Origin of the sequence: Hydrogenimonas cancrithermarum (assembly GCF_030296055.1) — a bacterium.
Taxonomy (GTDB): Bacteria; Campylobacterota; Campylobacteria; order Campylobacterales; family Hydrogenimonadaceae; genus Hydrogenimonas; species Hydrogenimonas cancrithermarum.
Map to the genome: position 1 here is coordinate 20588 of NZ_AP027370.1, position 25957 is coordinate 46544.

Below are 25957 nucleotides of genomic sequence, written 5' to 3' on the forward strand. Positions count from 1 at the left end.
TGGCGCAGCCGTTTACTTTCTGTTTACCGTCAATTTATCGCTGTTAGCCAAAGGGTAGTACTATTTCGGAATGTAAAAAAGATGTGGAGAATTTTATGAATCGAACCATTGAAGCGATAAAAAAAGAGGTCGGGAAAGTGATCGTCGGCCATGAACATCTGGTCGATGCGATGCTGATTGCCCTTTTGTGTGAAGGGCATCTGTTGGTCGAGGGGGTGCCGGGACTGGCGAAGACGACGGCGGTCAATGCGTTGGCGCAGAGTCTTGGCCTTACTTTCAAGCGGGTGCAGTTTACGCCCGATCTGCTGCCAAGCGACATCACCGGTACCGAAATCTACGACCCCAAGAGCGGTGAATTCAAAATAAAACACGGGCCGGTCTTTACGAACCTGCTACTTGCCGACGAGATAAACCGTGCGCCGGCGAAGGTTCAGTCCGCACTGCTCGAAGTGATGCAGGAGAAGCAGGTGACGATCGCAGAGGAGACCTACAAAGTCGATAGGCCGTTTCTGGTCATGGCGACGCAGAACCCGGTCGAGCAGGAGGGAACCTACCGTCTGCCCGAAGCGCAGCTCGACCGTTTCATGCTAAAAGTCAACGTCGGATACAACAGTCTCGATGAAGAGTTCGAGATCGTCAGCCGTGTCGCCGCCAAAGGCTTTGGCAAGATTTCTCAGGTCGCCGGCAAAGAGGAAATCGAAGCGATGCAGAAGGAGCTTCAGACCATTCATGTCGACGATGCGGTGCAGAAGTACATGCTGAAACTGATCTTCGCCTCCCGTTTTCCGCAGGAGTACGGACTGCACGATATGGCCGAATATATCGAGTTTGGCGCCAGTCCACGTGCATCGATCGATCTTTTCAAAGCGAGCCGTGCCGTGGCGCTGATCCATGGCAAGGATTACGTCAGTCCGGTTGACATCGCGGAGGTATTGCATGACGTACTACGCCACCGTATTATCCTCAACTACAAAGCGGAAGCGGCGGGTATCGGTAGCGACGATGTCGTTAAAGCGATCCAAAAGGCCATTCGTCTGCCATGACCTCCAAAACCAAAGCGTTGCTGATCAAAACGCGAAGGCGTCTGTTCGGCCAGAATGTCGGCAACAATATCTCCGTTTTCCAGGGTAACGGGCTCGATTTCGCCGAGCTCAAAGAGTACAGCTACGGCGACGATGTAAGAAAGATCAACTGGAATGTGACGGCACGCGAACAGAAACCCTATGTCAACGTTTTCAACGAGGAGCGGGAACTCAATATTCTCATCGGGTTTCTCGCCGGCGGGAGCATCTATTTCGGCTCCGTACGCCAGAAGCAGGAGGTGATGGCGGAGTCACTCGCGTTGCTGGGGCTATCGGCCGTTAAAAACTCCGACCGTGTGACGACGATCTTCTACGACGAGAAGGTCGATATGCGTTTCAAACCGACCAAGAGTCCCAACACGATCTACGCGGCGCTCGAGTATGCGATGGAGCTCGATGTACTCGGCAGGCGTGCAGATCTGCAGTCGTTCGCCGATTTTCTGGTCCGTTCGGTACCTCAGCGTTCAATCGTTCTGCTGATTGGCGACTTTTACGACAGCGCCGACCTGAGCTTTTTGGCTGCCAAACACGAAGTGTATGCCGTCATTGTGCGTGACCGGTTCGAAGAGGATCCGTTTTTCGAAGGCGAATATGACCTGATCGATCCAGTCAGCGGGAAACACCATAGCCTCGACCTCGACGGCGATGTCGTCTCGAAGTACAAAGCCTCGCTGGCACGGCACGACGAAGCGCAGCGGGAGCATTTTCTGAAGCACCGTATCGCTTCGACGAAGATCTATACCGACGAGGACCCCTTCGTCAAACTGCGGGAGCTTCTCAAATGAATCCGGCACTTCGGCAACTGAAAGATATCAAGCCTCCGGTCGAGGTCCCCGATGACTCGTTGTGGCTTCTCATAGCGATAGCGGCCGCTGTGTTGCTTTTGTTCTTGGCACTTTGGTATGTGCGGCGGCTGAAAAGAAGACCACGACGTCGCCGCCGACGCGTCGATCCCGTGGCCCAGGCGAAAAAACGGCTGAAGGCGATCGACTTTTCCGACGCGAAAGGGGCGGTCTATACGTTCGGCGAGGCGATGCCGCTGTTGATCGGAGAGAACGACGAGTTGATGCGCCGTTTCGATGCGCTGCTGCGCGATCTGGAAAAGTACAAGTACAAAAAAGTGGTTCCGTCGCTCCAAAGCAGTGACGTGAAAAAGATGAAAGCGCTGATGAAGGAGGTGCTGTGATGGGGCATTTTACATTCGAATACCCGGCTGCGTTCCTCCTCCTGCTTCTTTACGCAATCTGTGCGAAATGGTGCAAAGCGCGCTATGAGAGCGTCATCTTTCCCGGAAGCGGCTACCTCGCCCGGGCGGCCAGCCGCCGATCGACACGGCAGCGTCTGATACGCTTCGGCGCCTTCGTCCTGCTCGTGACAGCACTGGCGAGTCCCGTCGTCAAAGAGGAAGTTGTCGTACAGCACGACAAAGGGTATGAAATTTCGCTCATACTCGATGCGAGCGGATCGATGGCGCAGAACAACAAATTTGGAATCGTCAAGGAGATTGTCACACAGTTTGTCAAAGAGCGAAAACACGACAAACTGGGACTCACGATCTTTGCCGACTTTGCCTATGTGGCTGTGCCGCTGACCTATGACAAGGCGTCCCTTCTGAGGCTTCTCGAGAAAGTGGAAGTAGGCATCGCCGGAACACAGCGGACGGCGCTTTACGAGGCGCTCTTTATGAGTACGAAACTCTTCAAGGATTCCCATGCAAAACATAAAATTGCCATACTTCTGACGGACGGAATGGACAATGCGGGAACCGTGCCGCTCGAGGTAGCTATCAATACGGCGAAAAAGTACGGCATCAAAATCTACACGATCGGAATCGGGGCACGGGGCGATTACAATCCCTACGTTTTGGAAAAGATCGCGAAAGAGACGGGCGGGAAGTTTTTCGAAGCCGATTCCGTCACGAAGCTCAAAGAGGTCTATAAAGCGATCGACCGTCTCGAAAAGAGCGAGATCGAAAGGAACAGATATGTCAAAAAAGATTACTTCTTTATGTGGCCGCTCGGTGGCGCACTGTTGTTGACGCTCTTCCCGATCGTTTGGAAAAGGAGGCGCAGATAATGGAGTTTTTATATCCATATTTTTTAATATCATTGCTTTTTCTGCCTCTTCTGTGGATAGTTGGAACAAAAAACGGCGATGATCTTAGAAGACGGTTTACGCCGGAACTCTACAACAAGATGGTGGCCAAAGGGGGCGGACTCGGCCGAAGGGTACGGCTGGGGGTTCTGCTGGTATCGGCCGCTTTCGGCATTGTTGCGCTTTCGCGGCCGGTGATCGAGCGCGGTGAGATCAAGGTGGAACGACAGACGGTCGATCTGGTGGTGGCGTTCGATATCTCCCGTTCGATGTTTGCCGACGACGTCTATCCCAACCGCTTCGAGCTGGCGAAACGAAAGTTTTTCGATCTGCTCGAGGATCTGAACGATGCACGTGTCGGCGTGATCGGTTTCAGTTCGCGTGCCTTTCTGGTGGCACCGCTGACACGAGACTTCGCATCGGTCAAGTACCTTGTCGAACATATGGGGCTCGATTTTGTATCGCTTAGAGGCACCGACATGTTCACACCGCTCGAAGTGACGGAAAACCTGCTTCACCAAAGCGATAAAAAGGCGGTACTCATATTCACCGACGGCGGGGACAAAAAGGAGTTTTCCAAAGAGATCGCCTATGCCAGAGCGCACGGGATCAAAGTCTTCATCTACGCCATTGGAACCGAAAAGGGCGGCGTGATGAAAAGTGACGGAGGTATCGTACGCGACAGTGTGGGAAACATCGTCATCACGCGTCTCAATCCGGCTGTCAAGGTGCTTGCCGAAGAGACGGGAGGGGTTTACATGCGCTATTCTCTGAGTTCGGGCGATATGAAACAGTTGGCCGAAGCGATTCGGTCGCGTCTGAAAGCCACCAAAACAAAGGAGAGTCTCCTCAAGGATCGCGAAGAACTTTTTTACTATCCGTTGATGGTCGCGATTGCGCTTTTTCTGGCAGCCTACGCGTCGTTGCCCAAACGTGACGCAAAGCGTGCGGCAGGAGAGATGAAGTGATGAGATATTTATTAATATCAATGATTTCGGTAACGCTTGCAAGTGCCGGACTGCTCGACTTCGTGACGTTGAAGAAGGCCAAAGAGGCCTATGAAAGAGGTGACTATGAAACCGCCGCCGAACTCTACGGAGAGATCGCCAAAGCCGGAAGCGAAGAAGCGACGTTCGATGCAGCCGATGCACTCTATAAATCGGGTCGGTACAAAGAGGCGCTGAAACTCTACGAAAGCGTCTCGTCGCCGAAACTGCAGTTCGAAAAACTGCACAATATGGGAAACTGTTATGCGCAGCTGGGCGAAATCGACAAAGGGATCGAATCGTATGAAGCGGCGTTGAAGATCAAAGAGGACAATGATACCCGATTCAACCTCGAACTGCTCAAAAAGATGAAAGAGCGGAAAAAGAACCAGAACCGAAACGATCGAAAAAACAATCATAGCAAGCAAAATCGGAAGAATCAGGACGATCAAAAAAGCGGCAATGGCGACCAAAACCGGAAAAATCAAAAGAGTGATCACGATCGCCAAAACGATCGACATCCGGAAAACGCTCAAAAGCAAAAGGAAAAAGATCAAAACAAGGGCGGCGAAAAGAGCAGAAATGACCAAAACAAAAAGAGCGGCTCTGCAAAAAAAGAGAAAAACGAAAGTGGCAAAGAGTCGCAGCCGAATCGACAGGAGCGTGCCATGATGGAAACACCGAAGCGCAACGAACCGATCAGCGAGATGGAGGTGAGAAAATGGAACAGAGTTTTGAACCGGCGGGGCATCCATACGCTCATGCTTCCGCTACCGACGAAAGAGGCTGAAAGGAGTTCGGATGAGACGACACCCTGGTAAGTGGTTAGTTCTTCTGCTTGTGCCGTTTTTCCTGCTGGCGGGCCATGTGGAACTCTCTGTCGACAAGCACGAGATCGCCCAGGGCGACACGGTCACTTTTACCATAACGGCCGAAGGCGACGATGTCTCCTTTCCCGTCGTCCGTGAGGTAGGGGGATTCCCCATTCTGGGAACGTCACAGCGTTCCAATATCTCCATCATCAACGGTCGGGTGACAAAAAGCGTGGTCAAAAGCTACACCTTCGCGCCGATGCAGGATGTGACGATCCCGGCCTTGACGGTCACTGTCGACGCAGAGCCGTTTCAGACCGATCCTGTAAAGATCAGGGTTCTGAAATCCCCGAAACACTCTTCCGGCGGAAGCGAAGCGGAGCTGAAGATCCGCGTCGAGAAAACGCATGTCATGGTGGGTGAACCGATCAAGCTCGACGTGGTCGTAAAGTACAAAGAGAATGCCGGCTTCGTTCAGCTCGATCTGCAGCCGCCGGAGTTCCCCAATTTCTGGATCAAAAAGGTGGGCGATGCCGAGGATGGGATGGAAGGGGCGTACCGTACCAAAACGCAGCACTATCTTCTCTTTCCCCAGAAGGCGGGCAGCTACACGCTCGGGCCGCTGACGGTTCGGCTCGCCAAGCGGGTGCGTATCAAACAGCCCTTTGCGAACGACCCGTTTTTCGATGACGATTTTTTCAACGGTTTCTTTGCAAAACTGAAGTGGAGCCGTATCGCATCGAATTCGGTGCAGGTATCGGTCGACCCTCTTCCTGGCGGTGTGGAGCTGTACGGCAGATTCGATATCATCGCAACGGTCGACAAAAGTGAAGTGGAAGCGAACAGGCCGGTCCGGCTCACCATCCGTATCAGCGGAGAAGGGAATATCGACGATATCGGAAAGTTTGAACCGAAGATTCCCGATGCCGTCGTCTATGCCGATGAGCCATCGATCAAAGAGCGACTCAGACACGGCCGTTACGGCGGTACGTTCGAGCAGACGGTCACGATCATCGCCGATCATGATTTTACGATTCCGGCGCTCTCTTTGCGCTATTACGACAGTCAAAAGAGAGAACTTGTCGAGAAGAGGACAAAACCGTTTCATATTAAAGTGATCGGAGGCGTACCTGCCGCAGTGACGAGATCGGAGCAGAAAGCGCAGAAGATAGAGGCACCATCGGTACAGAAAGAGGCAGCGGCAAAAAGCGGCGAAAGCACACGCGGCGATGGATGGATCTATCTGATCGCAGGCTTTCTGTTCGGTGCGGGCTCCTTGTATGGCTTTATGGTGTTCAGGCGCAAGCCGCGGGCATCCGGATCCTCCGATATCGTCGAGGCGGTGCTGCGTGCGAAAAACGACAAAAGGGTTCTCGAGCTTCTCCTGCCATATGCTGCGGAAGACGAGAGGCTGAAAGAGATTGTCCGCAGGCTCGAAGAGAACCTCTTCGCCGAGGGGCACAATACAATCGACAAAAAAGAGATTGTCCGGATACTCGAGGAGATCCTGCCGGAGGAGTCGGATTAAAAACAATTTAAGTCAAAGAGACATATAATGAATTGAATATCGCCAAACCTGTTGTGAAGCAGGGACGGAAAGCCATGGGTCTTTGGGCACTGCCCGAAGATCGCCAGGTTGCCTCCTGAAATACCGTTCGGGAGTAAAACAGACTCTCCTTCACCTCTTCATAACCGTCAGTGGATATTTAATCATTGTGAACTCTATCGGATTTTCACGGCCCAATAGCATATAATGCCTGTCTCTGCAGGTTACGGCATATCAGGGATTTCAGTGATATTCCCAATAAATCGACCGAAACAGATAAAGGAATTTGATGAAAAAGTTGTTTTCTACCCTCAAATATGCCTTCATGGGTGTATCGGCTCTGATGATGGTTGGCTGTGGCGGTGAAACGGCCCAAAGCACGCTCTCCAGCACCACGCTCTACGGTGTTCCAATAGAAGCGACACCGATCGGTTACGATGCTTACAGGCTTTCGCCACTGACCGACGCCGATTTCAATGCGTTGAGCGAAACGGATAGGTACAAAGTGGCTGTAAAACTCTATGCCACACTTTTTTATGGGGCCGATTTCGATGAACTCAACAGGTCGATCCACTCCGGAAACTTCATTTCGCATGTGCATGAGATGTTCGACCGCCCGAACAGCGAAGCGGAGATTGCAGAGGTTGAGGAGAAGCTCTACGACTACATCGATTATGGAGATACGGGGACCGTGTCGTTGATGCTCGCGAGACTCTATCATCTTCAGCCCGGCCATGCCTATATCAACCGATGGGCGGCCTACGTTTTGACGCAAACCATACTCTTTTCTCCCGCCTACGAACTCGATACCGTTTATACCGTCGATACCATCGATGTTTACGGCAATCTGGTACGCGACTTCGATGCGGGTTTCAGTATGCAATGGGTCGCATTCACCCATATGATGACCGACGAGAACTGGCGCCGTTTCAGAAGCCCGGAAGACAACGGTCGGGAAATGCTCGAGATTTTTTTGATGGATTTCAACGATGCCCACGTCCCGCTTGCGGGAAAGGCGCTGAAAAACTGGAAACTCGATCGCCGCTCCAACACCCTCGTCATGACACTCGACGAAAACAGCGAGCCTATCACAAACCTTTTCCCCGGGAAAACGATCCGAAACGGTGTTGAGTTCTACAGTACTCTGGTGATGCAGCCAAATTTTCTTCCTTCTGTCAGCCGCAGACTCGTCGATAAATACTTCCCAAATTTCACTGCGTCTCAAAAAGAGGAGGTGGTAAACCGGATCGTCGCGAGCCGTCCTGCCACGTGGCCCGGCCTTTTGAAAGAGATCGTCTATTCGAAAGCCTATCTTCTCGACTCGACAAAAACAAAATCTTTCGAAGAGGCATTTTTTCAAACCGCCAAAGCGCTTGGGTGGCATCCACATTACCACTCCTTCTATGTGGCTGCACGAAATATGGACAATATGCATCAGTCGACGATGCGTTACAAACTTGGGCGAAAAGTGGAAGTCCCGCTCGATTCGCAGTCGTTTGCATGGTTTCACAAAACGATTCGTGAAAATGTGATGATCAACTATGAACGCAATGCATCCATCCACTCCTATGACGACGGATGGCCGCTTCAAAAAATCTTCGCGGATTTGCCGGAACGACTCATCGATGAAGCGGAGTTCGATGAGAACGGTAATAGGAGTGATCTTTGGTATCGAAACGAGAGAGCCCGGGCTTCTTATATCATTCAAAGGCTTTTCGTGCCCATTGCGGGGCGGGAGGCGAATGACGAGGAGGTGAAGTTTCTCACGGATCTGATAGACAACGAAAAATATGATAGAGAGACTTTCGACAACTATCGCTGGCTGGACCTTTACGGCAACAGGAATCCCGAAGACGATCTCAAAGAGCGAGGCTATTTCGCGCAGATGGTGCTCGATTATATCTCAAGGCTCGACACTGTTTATCGATTCGATGCGGTGAAATAGGGGGAAATGATGAAACGACACAATATTAAAGAAGAACATATCGACAGAAGAGACTTTCTAAAAGGTGTGGGGGCGCTCGGTATCTCATCGATTTTTCCGCTTTCACTGAGAAGTGCCGGTCTGGATTACGAAAGCATTGCATTCGATTCCGGTGTTTACGAAAGGAACGATGCCCAGACGATTATTGTCTATCTTTACGGCGGCCCATCCGAGTTGGCCGGAAATATGACAAATATCGAAGCGATCAGCCAAATGAGCCAGAATCCCTATCCTCTCGATGACGAGAGATACATCAAACTGACGAAAGACGACTTCTGGGGGAATGCCGGCGGATATGCCATGCAGAGGATGCTCGAGAGTGGCGACATGAATCTTTTTAGGACCTGTTACCGGACGGTCGACGATACGAAGGCCCACGGAGAATGTACCTCACAGGCACAGCGTGGAAAAGAGACGGCAGGGGGCGCGGGAATCGTCGCCAACCTGGCATCCATTCTCTATCACAAAGGTGTGGTCTCCGAACCTTCCGGTACGGACGACATAGGGAAAAGCATTCCATTCGTAACGATGGAGGGGGAGTCGACCTTTTTTACGGAAGACGAATTGAATCTCGATCCTTTCTTGAAACCGGTTGCCTTTGGAAGCGGTTCGGACAACCCCTATCGTCGTGGTGGAGGGTATGAGAGGCATCTGTTGAATCGTGAAACAAATACGACCCTTGGCAGCTATTTCGACAGCCTCTCTCAGCGGTACAGTCGTGAAGGTAAAATAAAAGAGTCGTTCGAAAGACGTGTAACGCTTGAAAAATTTGCCAATGAAATCAACGAAATAGAGCTTCCGGAAGGGATCGATTATCCGGAAAACAACGTCTTCGGCTCCCGTTTGAAAACGGCCATGAATCTTCTGATTCACAATGAACATACAAAAGTCGTCAGCATGGGAAGCCCCGGCCTTGGCGGGTGGGATGACCACTCCAATGCGATCGACCGATACACTCGCCGGATGACAGATCTGATGGAGGCGATCGAAACGGCGATGGCACATATGAAAGCGGTTGGAAAATCCAATATCAATATCGTCGTCTTCGGTGAGTTCGGCCGAAACGTCAATTACAACAATTCCCTGGGGTGGGACCATGGCAACAATCAGAATGTCTATTGGTTCGGTGGTGGCGATTACATGAACCGACTTGGCATCGTAGGCGAAACGGAAGTGACCGGTTCGGGGACCAGGCTCTACACACGTCCAAAAAATTTCGGTACCAGTGGGGCATCTTACCATTTTCAGGTATTCAGTGTCGCGGCGACGATCTACAGGCTGTATGGCATTCAGAATCCGGAAATTCTGACGAATGGAAATTCCGTCATCAGAGATCTGCTCTCCTGACCGGGAGAGCGTGGTCTACTCGATATATTTTCTGTATTTTTCCGGTAGGCTGATGTTGTGACGCTGTAACAGTTTTTTGTTGAAGAGGAGTGTCGGCCGCCCCTTCTGCCAAAAGAATGCACCTATCGCGACATCTTTGTTTTTCAGATAGTCACGATAGCTCGTTGCAAAAAAGAATTGTGAAGAGCTGTTTTGTTCGAAGACTTTTCTATGCACTTCGAGTCGGCGGGAGAGTATAAATTCAGCCTTGCTGCAGGATGAAGCTTTTTTCAGTTTCGGGTCATATTTGAAAATAGATTTGAAAGAGGGGTCGTCGGTGAAGATCCAGACCTCCTGGCGATGAAGCAGAATCAGTGCGATATTCTCGACGATTTTCGCTTTGTATCTGGCGGGATCGAAACCGAAAAGAAGGGTTGTCAGCAGGAAGAAGAGTGCAATCCGTTTCAAAACTGATACTCCACCCCTGCCCAGACACGCCGATCGAAGAGATCCACATCATCGAGTTCCGTTTTGATCCCGTTGAAGGGATCGACTGCATAGTAGTCGGTTTTCAGCGCTTTGCCGAGAATGTTGTTCGCTTTCAGGAAAAACGTGAGCCGGCGTGAGTGATGGTAGGTAACGGCCATGTTCAGGTCCCACCCGGGCTTCTGCCCTGGATTGTATTTGTAGACCACTTCGTTATGAACGTCGAATCTGTCGAGGGTATTGGTGATAGACGCGATAGATCCGTAAGTGTTCTTGCTTGGAAGTTCGTTGTTGTACTGTGTCAGGAGACCCCATGCCTGAAAGTAGAAGGTATTCAGAGCGTCGAAACGGTGGGTATATTCGAAAAGAAACGAGTCGTATACCATGCGTTCGGAAAAGTTGGTAATGGCTTCTCCACTGAAATAGATCGTATTTCTTCGTACGGTTCTGGAGGCGAGAAGTGCATAAGCGTCTTTTTTTGTATTGTAAATCAGTTTCGAAGCCAAAGCGGCAGTCGCTTCGTTTTTTGGATCTTCGGTTTGGTTGTAGAGATATCGGTTCGTATAGAGCGACTCCATCGTCGGTGCGAAGTCGGCATACATGAAAAATGTCTTCGATACCCACTCGCCACTGTTAAATATATATCCCGCTCTGCCGGAAAAGAGTGTCCGGTCTCTTATATCGCCGTTTTCCAGATATCTGTCGATTTTGACGGAACCCAACAGCAGATTTTCGTCATCGATCAGATAGTGGTTTTCGCTGAAGAGAGAAAGTATGATCTCTCTGTTGTACTCCCGTGGGGCCCGCACTTCCGTTCCATCGATCTCGATAGTGTCGATCGTAAAACGCTTGTAGCGGGCCTGGATGCCGTTTTGTGTCGAAAAATTTCCGACACCATAGATTTTTCGAAGCTGTGCATCGGAAAACTGTTCCGACATTTTAAGATGCAGGCTCTTATAGGGGAGATATGGCACTCCCGGGGGGAGAGCTGTAAAACCGAGTACCGTTTTGGAGTTGTCGAAATGGTCCGTCACGGTATCGGAAAAGTTGAGAAACGCCTTCAAGCCATTTTGATCGTCTTCATAATACCAACCGCCGTAGAGATAATCTGCGTCGGTATGGGGATCGAGCGGATCGATATGGCAGCTTTTCCCCATTAGGTTGTCGATTCCGTTTCTGATCGCCTGCAGTTCGAATCGGTGATTCCCTTTTTTGATTTCGCCGTAGAAGTTTCCCGTCTCCCTGTCTCTGGAAAGAGTGTTTCCGTTGAAGTCGATCCGATTTCGCTTCAGATTTCTGTAGTCGAGATAGGCCAGGTAGGAGAGGGAATCGGTCACGTTCGCCGTATAGCCGTAAAAGTCCTGTGTTCCCCTGCTTCCGAGCATCGCACCCGTCAGGGAGGTATTTTCACGCGCAGGGTCTTTGGTATAGAGTTTGATGACGAATGCCGCTCCCTCCACGCCGAACGTCTGGGAGGGAATTCCAAGGTAGATTTCGGCGTGGTCGATGTATCCCATGTCCATATGCCCAAAGAGTTTCAATCCGTTCCCGGTGAAGGGTGTCGTCAGGGCCCTGTCGTTGATATAGATACGTATTCCTCCCGTGGCGGAGGGTTGATAGGGTGCATAGAAAGGGTCGCTATAACCATGCCGATCTTCGTTGTAACGGATAAATGGGACTTTCTCTATCAGCTCCTTGAGCTGACGAATCTGCATACGCTCGAGATCCTGTCTCGTGTAGACGATGAGGAATCCCGCACTCTCCTTTTTCGTCTGAACCGAAAGATCGGCTTTCTGCGCATATTCGCCAAGAAGCGTATCGATGTTTTCCTGCGCCAGTAGGGCTTTTATCGCAAAAAGAGCGAATGTTAAAAAACGAAACTTCACCGTATCCCCTAAAGATTACTTGGAGATAATGGTATCAGGTTAAAATTGAAACGAAAGTTAGACACGAAGCGTCGCGACAAGCCGTTTGGAATGAATGAAGAGTTCGAGAGCATCTTCGATACCTGTGCAGACGATGTCGCTTTTCAGAAGTGCCTGGGTGCTGCACCCTTCGAAACCGATGAGCGCGATGCCCAGTGCGGCGGATTCGAGCATCTGCATATCGTTGTTTCCGTTGCCGACAGCAACGCAGGTTTCGGCACCGAGGCTTTCGATATAGCTCCTTTTTTCAGATGCATGGTCGTGCGAGGAGAGAATTTTGATCGTAACGTCGTACTCTTCAAGCTGCTCCGCGACACTGCCGAAAGTATCTGCCGTGACGACATGGATGGCAAAGCTTTCGCAAAGAGACTCGAAAAGGGGTTTGACTTCGGGCAGGAGCTCGCCGTCCCTGGCGATCGTACCGTTGTAGTCACAGACAATGTGGTGGATATCGAGCGTCCCAAAAGAGGGAATGGCTATTTTCATTTAATGATCCGGTGCTATAATTTTGGGCAAAAGTATAGCATAGAAGCGAAATGAAGGAAAAAAATGAACGATATAAAATTGACCGAATACAGCCATGGTGCAGGGTGCGGATGCAAGATTTCGCCGATGCTTCTTGACGACATTCTAAAGAGTGCCCGTCCGAAGATCGATTATCCGCAGTTGCTCGTCGGAAACGACAGCAGGGACGATGCGGCGGCGTACGATCTGGGAAACGGTACCTCCGTGCTTTCGACGACCGACTTTTTCATGCCGATCGTCGATGATCCGTTCACGTTCGGGAAGATCGCGGCGACCAACGCGCTGAGCGACATCTACGCGATGGGCGGAAAGCCTCTGATGGCAATCTCGATCTTCGGATGGCCGATCGACAAGCTTTCGGCCGACGTGGCGCGCGAAGTGATCGACGGTGGCAGGGCCGTCTGCGAAGATGCGGGTATTCCGCTTGCGGGCGGCCACTCCATCGACTCGCCGGAACCGATCTTCGGCCTGGCGGCGACGGGTCTGGTTGAAAACGAAAATCTGATGAGAAACGATACGGCGAAAGCGGGGTGCCGCATCTACCTGACCAAACCGCTCGGCATCGGTATCCTTTCGACGGCGCAGAAGCAGAAGAAGATCGAAGAGGGTGAGATCGAACCGGCGATCGAAGCGATGACGACGCTCAACAAGATCGGTGCCGACCTCGCGCCGCTCGAAAGTGTCGTGGCGATGACCGATGTCACGGGATTCGGACTGCTCGGCCACCTGGGCGAAATCTGCGAAGGAAGCGGCATCGGCGCGACGGTGTGGTTCGACAAAGTACCCCTGCTGCCCAATGTCGAAAAGTACCGCCGGATGGGGTGTATTCCCGGGGGTGCGAGAAAGAACTTCAAGAGTTATGGCCATAAAATCGGCGAGATGACGCAGCAGCAGCGGGAGATCCTCTGCGATGCCCAGACTTCCGGCGGCCTTCTGGTCATTGTCGAAAAAGAGGGTAGCGGCGAATTCGAAACGGTCGCACGAAAATACGGTCTCGAACTCGAACCGATCGGAGAGACCCATGCAGCGGGCGAACATCTCATCGAGGTGAAGTAGGTGGCGCATCCGCTTTTCGACGATTTCAGGCAGATCGTGCTGCAGCGGCGGTCGCTGATCGACGTGCGAGCACCCGTGGAGTTTGCGAAAGGGGCTTTCCCGAATGCCGTCAACCTTCCGCTGATGGACGATGAAGAGCGCAGACTCGTCGGGATCCGATACAAAGAGAAAGGCAATGCCGAAGCGGTGGAACTGGGACATCGACTGGTTTCCGGAGAAGTGAAAAAGAAGAGGGTGCAGGCATGGTGCGATTTTATCGATACCCATCCCGACGCGCTGCTCTACTGTTTCAGGGGCGGCCAACGCTCGCAAATCTCTCAGCAGTGGATCGATGAAGCCGGATACGAGATCGCGCGTCTGAGAGGGGGGTACAAAGCGTTCAGACGCTATCTCATCGAAGAGACGGAGCGTGCCGTTGGCCGTTTCGAACCGGTCGTACTCGGTGGCCGGACCGGGTCGGGCAAGACGATTCTGCTCAGAGAACTCGACAATACGATCGACCTCGAAGGGCTCGCGAATCACCGCGGCTCCTCGTTCGGGCGGAAGATCACGCCGCAGCCTTCGCAGATCGATTTCGAAAACGCACTCGCCTACGAGCTTGTCACCAAACTGGAAGCGGGGTATCGCCGGCTGGTCTTCGAAGATGAAGGCAGAAACGTGGGACGCGTTTACCTCCCCGATCTACTGGCAGAATTTTTGGGAAACGCTCCCCTCGTCGTTTTGGAAACTCCGATGTCTCGCCGGGTTGAAATCACGTTCGAGGAGTATGTGACACAGGCACAGAACGATTATCGGAAGATGGGTTTTCCCGAGCCGCTTCAGGCATGGAAAGCGGATATTCAAAGCGCGATCGACCGTATTTACCGGCGGCTGGGTGGGAAACGGCACGCTATCGTTTCCGAGATGCTCGAATTGGCATTTTCCGAACAGTCGCGCACGGGAGAGAGGGAAGCGCACAAAACGTGGGTCGAATATCTGTTGCGCGAATATTACGATCCGATGTACGACTACCAGATCGAAAAACGGGCCGAAAGAGTCATCTTCAGAGGCGATGCCGACGAGGTCGAAGCGTTTTTGAAGCAGAGAGCGTGACCTACTATCTCTTTCTCGCCCAGTTCATTCTGGGGCTGACAGCCATCTTCCTGACATGGCAGGCGGTCGGTTATTTTCGGCGTATGTGGCTTTGGAAAAAGGTTCGGGCGATGCCGATGCCGGAACGCTACCGCACGGTTTTGGAGAAGATACCCCATTACAGGGCGCTTCCTTCCGAGTTGAAGGAGAGGCTCCGGCCCAAAATGCTTTTTTTCATCGAAACGAAGGAGTTCGTCGGTGTCAAAACGGAGGTGACCGATGAGATGAGGGCGCTCATCGCCTTTTATGCGTGTATGATGGTTGTGAACATTCCGCAAGAGTGTTACGACCAGCTGGTTACCATTCTTATCTATCCCTCTGAGGTAGTTTTGGAAGAGGTGGATGACGATGGCGGCATCTACGCCCAAAGACGGCTGATTCTCGAGGGAGAGTCGGTCGCGGATACGGTCGTTATCGCCTGGCACGATGCGAAGCGCGAAGCCTACCATCCGAGCTCTCACAACGTCATCGTTCACGAGATGGCACATCTTCTCGACTTCGAAGATGGTTTTTCCGACGGGGTTCCACCGCTGGAGCCTCCGAAGTATCGCAGGTGGGTGCAGGTACTTTCTCGCCGCTTCAGTGCCCTTCGGGAAAGGGCGTCGAAAAACCGAAACTGGGGTGATTACAGGCTTTTCGGTGCGTATGCCGCGACGAACGAGGCTGAGTTTTTTGCTGTCGCTACCGAACGCTTCTTTCAAAAACCGAAATCGCTGAAAACACATTTTCCCGATATTTACGGAACGCTACAATCGTTTTACAGGCTCGATCCGGCGGAAATTTTCAAAAACATTAATGATTGAAAGAGTAGAATGAATCAAGAACCGATGTTACGCGCCAGACGGTGGCTACGCCCGGAATTTTTGCCCTGCATTGGATGCGTTATCGTTTTGAATCGAGTTCGTCATGGTATATGACGTGACGCGATAACCGATTTTGGAGAGGAGAAAGTTATGGCATTTGTTCAATCGTTTGGTGCGGCAGAAGTGGTGACGGGGTCGTGCCACCTTCTGAAGATAAAATCAGGCCCGAGGATTCTCGTTGACTGCGGCATGTTCCAGGGTAACGATGAGGAGGAGAAAAATTATGAGCCGTTCGGTTTCGATCCGAAAAAGGTGGATGTTCTCCTTATCACACATGCGCATCTCGATCATGTCGGGCGGATTCCGAAACTGGTAAAAGAGGGGTTCGACGGTATTATTGTTGCGACGAAACCGACCTTCGAGCTGGCACAGGTCGTATTGCTAGACAGTGCCCATCTGATGGAAGAGGAGTACCGTACCCGTTATAGAAAAGCGCAGCGGCGTGGTGAAGAGAAAAAGGTTCCACAACCGCTCTACACGACCGAAGATGTCGAAGATGTCTATCTTCTGACGCATATCCATGCAAAATATGACAAACCGCTCAAAATCGCCAAAGGCGTCAAAGTGACATTCCGCAACGCCGGTCATATTCTGGGCTCCGCCACCGTCGAGATCTCCTATAAAGAGGAGGGGGAAGAGAGAAAAGTGGTTTTCAGCGGCGATCTCGGCAATAAAAACGACATCGTTATGCCTTTTATCGAGAATGTATCGAGGGCGGACACTCTTTTCATCGAGTCGACATACGGCGACAGGAACCACAAAAACATCAAAGATACGATCGCCGAATTCAAGAGTGCCGTTAGGAAGACACTTCTCAACCGAGGGAATGTCATCATTCCCTCTTTCGCCATCGAACGGACGCAGGAAGTCCTCTGTGTTTTGAAAGATATGTATAGAAAACGGGAGTTGCCACACTGCAAAGTCTTCGTCGATTCTCCGATGGCGATCAAAGCGACATACCTGTTTTCGAAATTTCACCGTGAACTCGGCCCGAAATGCAACAGGTTCTACCAAGAGGATGGCGATGTCTTCGGATTCCCATATCTTCGTTTCACCAGCGATGTGGAAGACTCCAAGAAGATCAACGAGATCGAAAGGGGAGCCATCATCATCGCCGGGAGCGGTATGTGCACCGGTGGGCGTATTCTGCACCATTTCAAAAACAGGCTCTGGAACGAGCGTAACTGTGTCATTTTCGTCGGTTTCCAGGCGGAAGGGACACTCGGCCGTTATATCGTCGACGGTGCGAAGTGGGTGAGAATCTACCATGAAGACATTCGCATTCGGGCGAAGATCCATACGATCAATGGTTTTTCGGCACATGCCGACCAGCGCGAACTGATCGAATGGATGCAAGGATTCAAAAAGCTCGGTAAGGTGTGTCTGGTGCACGGTGAGCGTGAAAAGGAGATCGTTTTCAGAAAAGAGATTAAAAAACGTCTCGGTAAAAAGGCCCACATCGTCAAACCGAAAGAGAAGATCTATCTGTAGGAGATGGGGTGGATAAAAAGAAGGTGACCGCCAATATTCGGCACCGGGCCGAAGTGACTGAAGTGAGGAAAGAGAGAGTGGCTGTCGCTCGTTTTTCCATCGAAGGGAAGAGCGTTTGATGGAGCAGCTCAAACTCTTTATCGAAGCTTTTTCGGGGCTTGGACTCTTTCTCTTCGGTATGATCTATCTCGAAACGCAGATCAAAGCTTCCGCCGGCCGTGCTTTCAAGCGCTGGGTCCGTTATATGACAGATACGCACGCCAAGAGCCTTTTGGCGGGTTTGGGTGCGACGGCAATACTCCAAAGCTCGTCGGTCGTGACGTTGATGGCCCTCTCTCTTATCGGTGCGGGCCTGATGAATCTCGAAAGCGCGATCTCCGTCATTTTCGGCGCCAACATCGGTACCACGGTGACAGCCTGGATCGTCGGACTCGTCGGCTTCAAGATGGACATCAGGATCTTGTCCTATGCATTCGTCGGTATCGGCGGGCTGGGAAGCGTACTGCTGGAAGATGGCAGTAGATGGAGAAGTACGCTCAACGCGATGGTTGGCTTTGGCCTGATCTTTATGGGGCTGGAGGGAATGAAAGAGAGCTTTTCCGGCTTCGCGGAGAGCTTCGACCTGGGAGAGTATCGGTTTGAAAGTCTCTACTGGTATGCGTTGATCGGATTTGGCGTTACCGCTGTGATCCAGTCGAGTTCCGCATCGATCGCGATCATTCAGAGCGCGCTTTTCGCTCATATCGTCGGCTTCGAAGCGGCCGCTGCTTTCGTCGTGGGATCGAATGTGGGAACGACAGTGACGGCGATGCTGGGGGCTATCGGCGGGTCGCCGGATAAAAAACGAACGGCGTTGGCCCACTTTCTCTTCAATGTCTCCACCGGCATCGTAGCGCTTGCCGCCTTGAAACCGCTGATCCTGCTGGTCGATATGGTGCTGCCGGCGGCGGATGCCGTAATACGCATCGCACTTTTGCATACCATCTTCAATATTCTTGGCGTTCTTCTCTGGTACCCTTTCATCGGTCTCCTCGCCAAATGGCTGAAACGTTTCTTCAAACGCGAAAAGGAGCATGTGACACACTACATCCACGATGTCTCGACGGACCTACCGGATGTCGCGATCGATGCACTCGTCAAAGAGATCGCACATCTTGTGGACGAAGTGCAGAATTTCGCCCTTTTCGCCATCAATATCCCTCCTGAAAAAGCGTTGAAAGAGGGTGTTCCCGTCGACAAACTTCTGGATACGTTCGATGAGAACATGCAACTCTCTTACCATCGCCTCTATGCCCATATTCGGCGCATCGAAGGGGAAGTTTTCCGATTCATCACCGAGCTCTCCAGGCAGCAGATGGACGAGATGCTTAAGCAGAAGCTCGACAAGGCTGCCCGTACGACGACCTATCTGGCCACTGCCGCCAAGGCGATCAAAGATATGCTGCACGATCTTGACCGATGGTACGATGGGGAGAGCAACGAAGAACAGGCTTTTCTGCGCAATTTGCGCTATCAGATTCTAAAGAGTGTACAGGCTTTTCACAAAGCATACGATGGTGACGAAAAGGCGTATGAAGAGATGGAAAATTTCTACAAACGGATTGCGGAGTCCTATCGAAACAGTCTCGAGCTCATTGCCGATATCGCAAAAAACCGTGCGATCGCCTCGGAGATGACGACGATCGCGATCAACGATCTGCATCTGAGCAAAAGTTTTTCGAAATCGCTGCGAAACGTTTTGAAAGAGCTTCAAGTACTCAAAGGAGCTGTCTCTTAGTGGCTATCTTAAAGCAGAATCAGCGTCGCGAGGCCGAGGAAACTGAAAAAGCCCACCACATCGGTGACGGTCGTAAGAAGGACGGAAGATCCGACGGCAGGGTCGATGCCGAGCCCTTTGAGTACCAGCGGAATCATCGCACCGAAGAAACCGGCAGCTATCAGGTTGATGACCATCGAGAGGCCGATCACGACGCCAAGCATCGGCATGTCGAACCATGTATAGGCGATGAGCCCCATGACGACGGCGTAGATGAGGCCGTTACCCAAAGAGAGCAAAACCTCTTTGGTGATGACCCGTTTCGCCTCCGTGGGGTCGATGTCGCCGAGCGCGAGTTGGCGCACCGTAACCGTTAGAGACTGGGTGCCGGCATTGCCTCCCATCGACGCGACGATCGGCATCAAGACCGCAAGTGCCACGATCGACTGGATGGTCGAATCGAAAAATCCGATGACGACAGAAGCGGCGATGGCGGTGACGAGGTTGATTCCCAGCCAGAATGCCCGCGTCTTTCCCGCTTTGATGATGTTTTCGCTCTCTTCCGACTCCTCCTGGACGCCCGCCATGCCGTAGATCTGGTCTGTCGCCTGTTTCTCCATCAGGTCGTAGATGTCGTCGGCGGTGATTCGTCCAAGCAGTATTCCCCACTCGTCGACGACGGGGATGACGTTCATGTTGTAGTTACCGGCCAGTTCGATCACTTTGTCGATGGGATCTTGTGGGCGTATCGAGACCGTCAGTGCACCTTCTCTGTCGATGATGTTGCGGTAGATTTCGTTGGGCCCGTGCAAGACGAGATCCTCCATCGGCATCATTCCGAGAAAACGGTCCTTGTTGTCGACGATGAAGACGTGATAGGCGTTGTCGAGTCCCGAAACCTTTTTTATCTCTTTGAGACGTTTGATCGACTCGCCGATCGTCTCGTCGATGTAGGCCTTGAAGAGCTCCGTTTGCATATAGGCACCCGCTTCGTCCTCATCGTAACTGATGAGTTCACGGATGACTTTGCTCTCCTCTTCGTCGATTTCATCGAGTACTTCGCCGGCTTTGACTTCGTCGATCTCTTCGATCTGCTGGACGATATCGGCAGCGTCGTCGGTGTCCATCTCCTCGATGATCTCGGCGAGCTCTTTGGCATCGATCGCTTCGAGAGCGTCTTCCTGTGCACTCTTCGAAAGTTCGGCGAGTACGTCGGCTTTCAGGTCTTCGGGGAACGATTTGAGGAGCTCGATAAAGCGCGGTTTGCTCTGCTCCCGCACCTCTTCGAGAAGTTCGGCGATTTCATAGGCATGCGCGTTTTCGTCCATGCCTTCTTGGAAAAGTTTGATTCGGCGTTCGATCTCTATGCAGAGTTCGTCGATATTTCTTTGCATTCCCGCCTCCTCCGATTTATCGGGCAATATTCTACTGCACATCTCCTCTTAAACACCTGAGCATAAATCGGGGTTCTCTATATTCACTCTTTTCAAAGAAAAGGTGGTTGATGGTATACTATTGCCATTCAACCGAGACATGAGGGAGCGTATGAAAATCGCCTTTTTCGAAACGAAAGAGGCGCTTGGGCGTATCATGGAGATTTCGCTTCGGAATATGCTCGCTTTCATCGAAGGCAGGCCGGTTCCCAACTGCCTCAAAGCGGAGTGTGAGAGAAATTACAAAAAAGGAGAATCGACAGAATGAAAGAGTTTTTGAAAAAGATGACGGAGTGGGTGCTCGACAAAGAGGAGGAGGCGGCGAAACATTGCAAGATCGATCTCGACGATCTTCAGCGACAGATCGATTTCATCGTACGAAAAAGGGACGATCTGAAAAGAGAGTGTGAAGAGAACCTTCAGGAACTCGAACATATCCTAAAGCGACTCGAAACGATCAAGGCGAGAGAGTCTATCTGCAAGCGTGATTGACCGAGTTCCCTGCATAGCGCAGGGACAGGGTGTAGATCGTCAGCGTCTCGAAGGAAGGATGAGCGCCTCGACGCGTCGGTTCTGTGCACGTCCTTGGGGTGTATCGTTCGATGCCACAGGTTTCGACTCTCCGAAAGCTTTTACCGTGATACGGGAAGCGTCGATACCATGAGCTACGAGTGCCTCTTTGACCGCTTCGGCGCGTCTTTTCGAAAGCTGGAGATTGTATGCAGCCGATCCGACGCTGTCGGTATGGCCCTCCAGAATGACCTTGCTGTCGGAATGTTTTTTCATATAGTCGACAAGTTTCTCGATATTCGGCATGAATTCAGCCGGGATTTTCGAAGAATTTGTCGGGAAGTCGATATGCAGCGTAATGCCTACGGTGCAGCCTCTTTCATCGACATTGAATCCGGCCGGTGTATTGGGGCATTGGTCGAGATAATCGGGAACACCGTCATTGTCGCTGTCGAGAGGGCATCCCGTTTCATCGACCTGGTTGGTTTTGCTGCCGGGACATCGATCGAAGTTGTCGGCGACGCCATCACCATCGCTGTCGAGGGCGCACCCGTTTCCATCCACAATCGTACCCGAAGGTGTATTGGGACATTTGTCTCGGGAGTCGAGCACACCGTCCCCGTCGCTATCGAGGGAGGTAAGGGGTGCAACTGCCGCGGCAGCCATAGGGGCGGCCGGCGCAGGAGAGGGTGCCGCCTTTTCGATTTTTCCGAGTGCGAAATCGAGTCCAGCCGTGTAGGCGAGCGTATGGCCTCCGTCATGGAATCGAACGATATCACGAACTTCCAGGCGAAGTCCCATCGTTTCGGTGAGAAGGTATTTGAGACCACCACCGAAATTGGCGATACCCCCATCTTTGAGACCGCCTCTGTTGTCGGTGAAATCTTCGGCACCGAGACCTGCAAGAAGGTAGGGACGTAATTTCTCTCCTTCATCCTCGAAGTGGTAGAGATAGTTGGCGGTCATCTGGTGGACGTTCGTGTCGCCGCCTATATCTTTGTAGTCGACACCTCCGAGATAGTCGTATCCCAATTCGACACTCTGACGTTTGTCCATGTTGTACCCGATTCTGGCACCCAGGCTCAGCCCGTTGTCGAGAAACTTTTTGCTGAGGCTCGATTCGCCCCCGACCATCGGTGTTACGGAATATTTATATTCGGAAGCCATCAACGACCCAGCCGTCATGACACCCAGTACCAAATAACCAAATTTTTTCATCTTGACTACACTCCTCTTTGAAATTAGTAGCATTCTATCCAAATCTCGCTCAATACTTAATGAAACAAAAAGAGTTCAAATCCATTTCTTCTTTTTGAGCCATTTGAAAATAAGATAGGCGATACCGAGATTGAGCCCCCAAACCAGTAGATAACCATATTTCCAGTCGAGTTCAGGCATGTATCTGAAATTCATACCGTAGTTTCCGACGATGAAGGTCAGCGGGAGAAAGATGAGCGAGATGGCGGCAAGCCGCTGCATCGCCTGGTTCATCCGGTTGCTCAGAAATCCCATTAGAAGTGTCTGGAGATAGCCGGTGCGGTCGAGGTAGGTTTTCGATTCGTTGATCAGAAAGGAGAGATGCTCCTTGAGGTCGATGAATTCATAACGGAGTTTTTCTCGAACCGTTACGGGGAGGTGGTTGATGATTTTGTTGACCGTATCGTTATGCTGGACCGAGACTTTTCCGATGCGGTTGAGCGAGCGGCGTGAAAAGTAGAGGTTTTTCTGAACTTCCTGCTCGTCGAGCGTCTCGTCGAAAATCCTGTCTTCGATCTCTTCGAGGCGATTGTCGATTTTATCGACGATACTCATCGTCTGATCGACCAGCACATCGATAACGGAATACATGATGTATTCGAGTGAGTCGTTGGGCTTGTAGCGTTTATAGAGATGGTTGACGACGCTCTTGACGATCTTTTCGTCGCGCGCGAGAAAGATGAATTTGTTGACGGTGATGATGATGACGATGTTTTCCGCATGGTAAAGCAGCTCATCTTCGGGATCTTTCTGGAAATATTTGAAGATGGCGAGTTTGAACGTGTCGTTCTCTTCATAGGCGACACTCTGGTCTTCGTTTGTGATGTCTTCGATGAAACTCTCCGGGAAATTGTGCGTTTCGAGCCATTCGATGATCTCGTGGTTGTCGATCGTGGTAAAGACGATCTGTTTTTTGTCGTCCCGGAGTTTGATCTCGTTTTTTCTATAGAGGCGGTCGGAAAAGATGTACATCGGCCCTCCATCTTTTTTGAAAATAGTACAATAAACTCCCTGAACAACCGACGTGGCGCAGGAGTGAAATAAAACTTTTTGCAACTCTTTGTTAAAATGCGGTTATATTCTGATGGGAAGGATCGTCGATGAAGAGAGTCAACAGCTATTTTTTACGGAGTATAAAAGATATATTGCGGTGGGATATTCTCCGGCTTGCGCTGGCGGTCGGTCTTCCGCTTATGGCATTGTGGATATGGATCGGCTGGATATTTTGGACCCCCTCCGTGGCCATTACATCACAGATTATAAGCTGGATCCCTTTTTCGATCGTCAAAGCGAACGGTGCACTTTTCATCGTCTTTTTTATCTGGTTGATCGCGGTTCTGGTCTCGTTCGCGGCGATTACGGCACTGCTTGGCCTGCCGCTTTTGAGAAAGCTCGGAGAAAAGACCTACTACATCTACACATTTTCGACACTTTTGCTGCTTTCGGCCGGCTGGGCCCTTTCGATTTTGTTGAATTGGCACTATATCAACGAAGAGATGCAGATATTTCTGACACTGCTCCCTTTTCAGACCGTTGCCGACCTCATCTCGTGGCTACTCGCCTTTTACATCTTTTACAACGCTTTTATTTTGACGCTCTTTCTGGTCATATCCTACTTCAGGCGCCCGTTTCTGGAGGCGATCAAGGAACTCGACTATCCGGATGTGGTGACGGAAAAAGGCAAAATAGGCAAAGCACACCATATCAGCGTGATTCGTGACAGCATCCTTTTTGTCCTCTTCTCCATCATCGCATTTCCGGTTCTCTTCATTCCCATTGCCAATGTCTTCATACAGCTTTTCCTGTGGGCATGGCTCTATAGAGAGTCCTATTTTCTGAGTGCATGCAGCCTCTACTGCAATGAAGAGGATTATCGGCACCTTCGGGAGCATCGCTATACGATCTGGAGTATCGCCGTCTTCGCGTCGCTTCTCAATTTCCTTCCGATCATCAATATTTTCGCGCCCTTTTTCGGGCAGATCATGTTCTTCCATTGGATCATGGAGCACAAGAGCGGCCAAAACAAACAAACAGAAGGAGTGGCATCATGATCGATCCCCTTGCGGGAAAACCCGTTCCCAAAGAGAGGCTTACCGATATACCGGCGCTGATCAGCGCCTACTATGTACTCAAGCCCGATGTTTCCGTCCCGGGCCAAAGGGTGGCGTTCGGCACCTCCGGCCATCGGGGCTGTGCATTGACAAAGAGTTTCAACGAAGCACACGTACTCGCCATCACGCAGGCGGTTTGCGAATATAGAAAAGAGATGGGCTACACCGGCCCTCTCTATATCGGGATAGATACGCATGCACTTTCGATACCCGCACAGATGAGTGCCGTTTCCGTTTGCGCGGCCAACGAAGTGCATGTTTGTATTGCCAAAAACGGCGAATTCACACCGACACCGCTTGTTTCGTTCGCGATTTTGGAGCACAACGGAAAGCGTAGTGAGAAAGCCGACGGTATCGTCATCACACCGTCACACAATCCCCCTGCAGATGGGGGGTTCAAATACAACCCTCCAAATGGCGGACCTGCAGATACGGACGTTACGGCCATGATAGAAAAACGGGCCAACGAAATTCTCGAGAATGGTTTAAAGGATGTCCGCAGTATCGATTACGAATATGCACTTACGACACCTTTTGTCGAAATGTACGACTTCATCACCCCCTATGTCGAAGCGCTTGGCGAGATCATCGACATCGATGCCATCAAAACTTCCGGTCTCAAACTGGCGGCCGATCCTCTCGGAGGTTCCGCACTCGGTGTTTATAAGAAGATCAAAGCGCATTACGGGCTGGATATGGAGATCGTCAATCCCTATGTCGACCCCACTTTCTCTTTCATGACGCTCGATCATGACGGCAAGATCCGTATGGACTGCTCTTCACCCTATGCGATGGCTTCGCTCGTCGGGCTCAAAGAGAAATACGACCTCGCATTCGGCAACGACACCGATGCCGACCGGCATGGCATCGTGACACCTGTGGGAGGGTTGATGAATCCAAACCACTACCTCAGTGTCGCGATCTGGTATCTTTTCAAACGGAGGGCATGGAAACAGGAACTGAAAATCGGTAAGACACTGGTCAGCAGTTCGATGATCGACCGTGTCGCCGAAAGTCTCGGGAAAGATGTTTACGAGGTACCTGTCGGTTTCAAATGGTTCGTCGATGGACTCTACGAGGGATGGCTGGGGTTCGGCGGAGAAGAGAGTGCGGGTGCATCGTTCCTTCGATTCGACGGTTCGGTCTGGTCTACGGACAAGGACGGTATCATCATGAATCTTCTTGCCGCCGAGATCAAGGCCAAAACGGGACGCGATCCGGTCGAGATCTATGCCGATTTCGAAAAAACGTTCGGAAAAGCCTTCTATGCACGAATCGATGCGCCCGCAACGCCCGAGCAGAAGGCGAAACTGAAAAATCTATCGCCCGAAGAGATTACGACACAGACACTGGCTGGCGAAACGATCAAGAGTATCTACACGCGTGCACCGGGCAATGGCGCACCGATCGGCGGGCTCAAGATCGTAACGGAAAACGGCTGGGTGGCGATGCGCCCTTCCGGAACGGAGGATATCTACAAGATCTATGCGGAGAGTTTCCTCTCTGCCGAACATCTCAAAGCGATACAGGATGCCGCACAAAAGATTGTGGCCGACCTTTTCGCATCTAAATAGAAGGATTGA

24 protein-coding genes and 1 riboswitch are annotated in these 25957 nt (G+C 51.4%); of the genes, 18 read left to right on the plus strand and 6 right to left on the minus strand.

The features are described 5' to 3' along the window. The first annotated feature begins 95 nt into the window (after positions 1-95). The 9 genes from QUD54_RS00110 to QUD54_RS00150 all read left to right on the plus strand — a co-directional run bounded on the left by QUD54_RS00110 (position 96) and on the right by QUD54_RS00150 (position 9851). Positions 96-1043, plus strand: a complete 948-nt coding sequence (locus QUD54_RS00110; RefSeq protein WP_286336924.1) for an AAA family ATPase — start codon at positions 96-98, stop codon at positions 1041-1043. Continuing rightward, entirely contained in the window at positions 1040-1867 is an 828-nt protein-coding gene (locus tag QUD54_RS00115; RefSeq protein WP_286336925.1) for a DUF58 domain-containing protein, read from the plus strand. Before QUD54_RS00110 ends, QUD54_RS00115 begins: the two co-directional genes overlap by 4 nt. Next, positions 1864-2268: a hypothetical protein gene (locus tag QUD54_RS00120; protein WP_286336926.1), complete on the plus strand. Its 405-nt coding sequence runs from the start codon at positions 1864-1866 to the stop codon at positions 2266-2268. The genes QUD54_RS00115 and QUD54_RS00120 overlap by 4 nt, the downstream gene beginning before the upstream one ends. Continuing rightward, a complete protein-coding gene (locus QUD54_RS00125) occupies positions 2268-3158 on the plus strand; it encodes a vWA domain-containing protein (protein WP_286336927.1) in 891 nt (296 codons plus the stop codon). The genes QUD54_RS00120 and QUD54_RS00125 overlap by 1 nt, the downstream gene beginning before the upstream one ends. Further along, complete coding sequence (locus QUD54_RS00130; RefSeq protein ID WP_286336928.1) at positions 3158-4144, plus strand: vWA domain-containing protein; 987 nt, start codon at positions 3158-3160, stop codon at positions 4142-4144. The genes QUD54_RS00125 and QUD54_RS00130 overlap by 1 nt, the downstream gene beginning before the upstream one ends. Then, positions 4144-4983: a tetratricopeptide repeat protein gene (locus QUD54_RS00135; RefSeq protein ID WP_286336929.1), complete on the plus strand. Its 840-nt coding sequence runs from the start codon at positions 4144-4146 to the stop codon at positions 4981-4983. The genes QUD54_RS00130 and QUD54_RS00135 overlap by 1 nt, the downstream gene beginning before the upstream one ends. Beyond that, complete coding sequence (locus QUD54_RS00140; RefSeq protein WP_286336930.1) at positions 4964-6502, plus strand: BatD family protein; 1539 nt, start codon at positions 4964-4966, stop codon at positions 6500-6502. The genes QUD54_RS00135 and QUD54_RS00140 overlap by 20 nt, the downstream gene beginning before the upstream one ends. Positions 6503-6533: 31 nt before the next feature. Next, positions 6534-6618, plus strand: a riboswitch (cyclic di-GMP riboswitch). 191 nt (positions 6619-6809) lie between these two features. Beyond that, the gene (locus QUD54_RS00145; RefSeq protein WP_286336931.1) at positions 6810-8465 is read left to right on the plus strand and encodes a hypothetical protein; all 1656 of its coding nucleotides are present in this window, start codon (positions 6810-6812) and stop codon (positions 8463-8465) included. A 6-nt stretch (positions 8466-8471) separates the two neighbouring features. Then, positions 8472-9851 (plus strand): DUF1501 domain-containing protein, encoded by a 1380-nt coding sequence (locus QUD54_RS00150; RefSeq protein ID WP_286336932.1) that lies wholly within the window; start codon positions 8472-8474, stop codon positions 9849-9851. A 15-nt stretch (positions 9852-9866) separates the two neighbouring features. Here QUD54_RS00150 and QUD54_RS00155 read toward each other — a convergent pair whose 3' ends face one another. The 3 genes from QUD54_RS00155 to QUD54_RS00165 are packed head-to-tail and all read right to left on the minus strand — an operon-like array spanning position 9867 to position 12727. Further along, positions 9867-10298: a hypothetical protein gene (locus QUD54_RS00155; protein WP_286336933.1), complete on the minus strand. Its 432-nt coding sequence runs from the start codon at positions 10296-10298 to the stop codon at positions 9867-9869. Continuing rightward, complete coding sequence (locus tag QUD54_RS00160; protein WP_286336934.1) at positions 10295-12202, minus strand: TonB-dependent receptor; 1908 nt, start codon at positions 12200-12202, stop codon at positions 10295-10297. Before QUD54_RS00160 ends, QUD54_RS00155 begins: the two co-directional genes overlap by 4 nt. A gap of 57 nt (positions 12203-12259) precedes the next feature. After that, entirely contained in the window at positions 12260-12727 is a 468-nt protein-coding gene (locus QUD54_RS00165; RefSeq protein WP_286336935.1) for an HAD family hydrolase, read from the minus strand. Between the two features lie 63 nt (positions 12728-12790). On the opposite strand from QUD54_RS00165, the gene selD reads away from it, so the two are divergent. The 5 genes from selD to QUD54_RS00190 all read left to right on the plus strand — a co-directional run bounded on the left by selD (position 12791) and on the right by QUD54_RS00190 (position 19084). Next, on the plus strand, positions 12791-13822 hold the full coding sequence (selD, locus tag QUD54_RS00170) for a selenide, water dikinase SelD (protein WP_286336936.1): 1032 nt from the start codon (positions 12791-12793) through the stop codon (positions 13820-13822). Continuing rightward, a complete protein-coding gene (mnmH, locus tag QUD54_RS00175; RefSeq protein WP_286336937.1) occupies positions 13823-14914 on the plus strand; it encodes a tRNA 2-selenouridine(34) synthase MnmH in 1092 nt (363 codons plus the stop codon). Beyond that, positions 14911-15756 carry a M90 family metallopeptidase gene (locus QUD54_RS00180; RefSeq protein WP_286336938.1) on the plus strand — a complete coding sequence of 282 codons (846 nt, stop codon included), beginning with the start codon at positions 14911-14913 and terminating at the stop codon, positions 15754-15756. Before mnmH ends, QUD54_RS00180 begins: the two co-directional genes overlap by 4 nt. Positions 15757-15906: 150 nt before the next feature. Continuing rightward, positions 15907-17307, plus strand: coding sequence for an MBL fold metallo-hydrolase RNA specificity domain-containing protein (locus QUD54_RS00185; RefSeq protein ID WP_286336939.1), 1401 nt, complete (start codon positions 15907-15909; stop codon positions 17305-17307). A gap of 118 nt (positions 17308-17425) precedes the next feature. Next, a complete protein-coding gene (locus QUD54_RS00190; protein WP_286336940.1) occupies positions 17426-19084 on the plus strand; it encodes a Na/Pi cotransporter family protein in 1659 nt (552 codons plus the stop codon). Between the two features lie 8 nt (positions 19085-19092). On the opposite strand, the gene mgtE is transcribed toward QUD54_RS00190, so the two are convergent. Then, positions 19093-20457: a magnesium transporter gene (gene mgtE / locus QUD54_RS00195; protein WP_286336941.1), complete on the minus strand. Its 1365-nt coding sequence runs from the start codon at positions 20455-20457 to the stop codon at positions 19093-19095. Between the two features lie 151 nt (positions 20458-20608). Here mgtE and QUD54_RS00200 point away from each other — a divergent pair, with 151 nt between their 5' ends. Further along, positions 20609-20764, plus strand: coding sequence for a hypothetical protein (locus QUD54_RS00200; RefSeq protein WP_286336942.1), 156 nt, complete (start codon positions 20609-20611; stop codon positions 20762-20764). Then, positions 20761-20988: a restriction endonuclease subunit S domain-containing protein gene (locus QUD54_RS00205; RefSeq protein WP_286336943.1), complete on the plus strand. Its 228-nt coding sequence runs from the start codon at positions 20761-20763 to the stop codon at positions 20986-20988. Before QUD54_RS00200 ends, QUD54_RS00205 begins: the two co-directional genes overlap by 4 nt. A 39-nt stretch (positions 20989-21027) precedes the next feature. On the opposite strand, the gene QUD54_RS00210 is transcribed toward QUD54_RS00205, so the two are convergent. Next, the gene (locus QUD54_RS00210) at positions 21028-22224 is read right to left on the minus strand and encodes an OmpA family protein (protein WP_286336944.1); all 1197 of its coding nucleotides are present in this window, start codon (positions 22222-22224) and stop codon (positions 21028-21030) included. Between the two features lie 75 nt (positions 22225-22299). Then, complete coding sequence (locus tag QUD54_RS00215) at positions 22300-23235, minus strand: magnesium transporter CorA family protein (RefSeq protein ID WP_286336945.1); 936 nt, start codon at positions 23233-23235, stop codon at positions 22300-22302. A gap of 128 nt (positions 23236-23363) precedes the next feature. Here QUD54_RS00215 and QUD54_RS00220 point away from each other — a divergent pair, with 128 nt between their 5' ends. Together QUD54_RS00220 and pgm are read left to right on the plus strand one after the other, a co-directional pair. After that, entirely contained in the window at positions 23364-24314 is a 951-nt protein-coding gene (locus QUD54_RS00220; protein ID WP_286336946.1) for an EI24 domain-containing protein, read from the plus strand. Then, entirely contained in the window at positions 24311-25948 is a 1638-nt protein-coding gene (pgm, locus tag QUD54_RS00225; protein WP_286336947.1) for a phosphoglucomutase (alpha-D-glucose-1,6-bisphosphate-dependent), read from the plus strand. Before QUD54_RS00220 ends, pgm begins: the two co-directional genes overlap by 4 nt. Positions 25949-25957 lie beyond the last annotated feature (9 nt).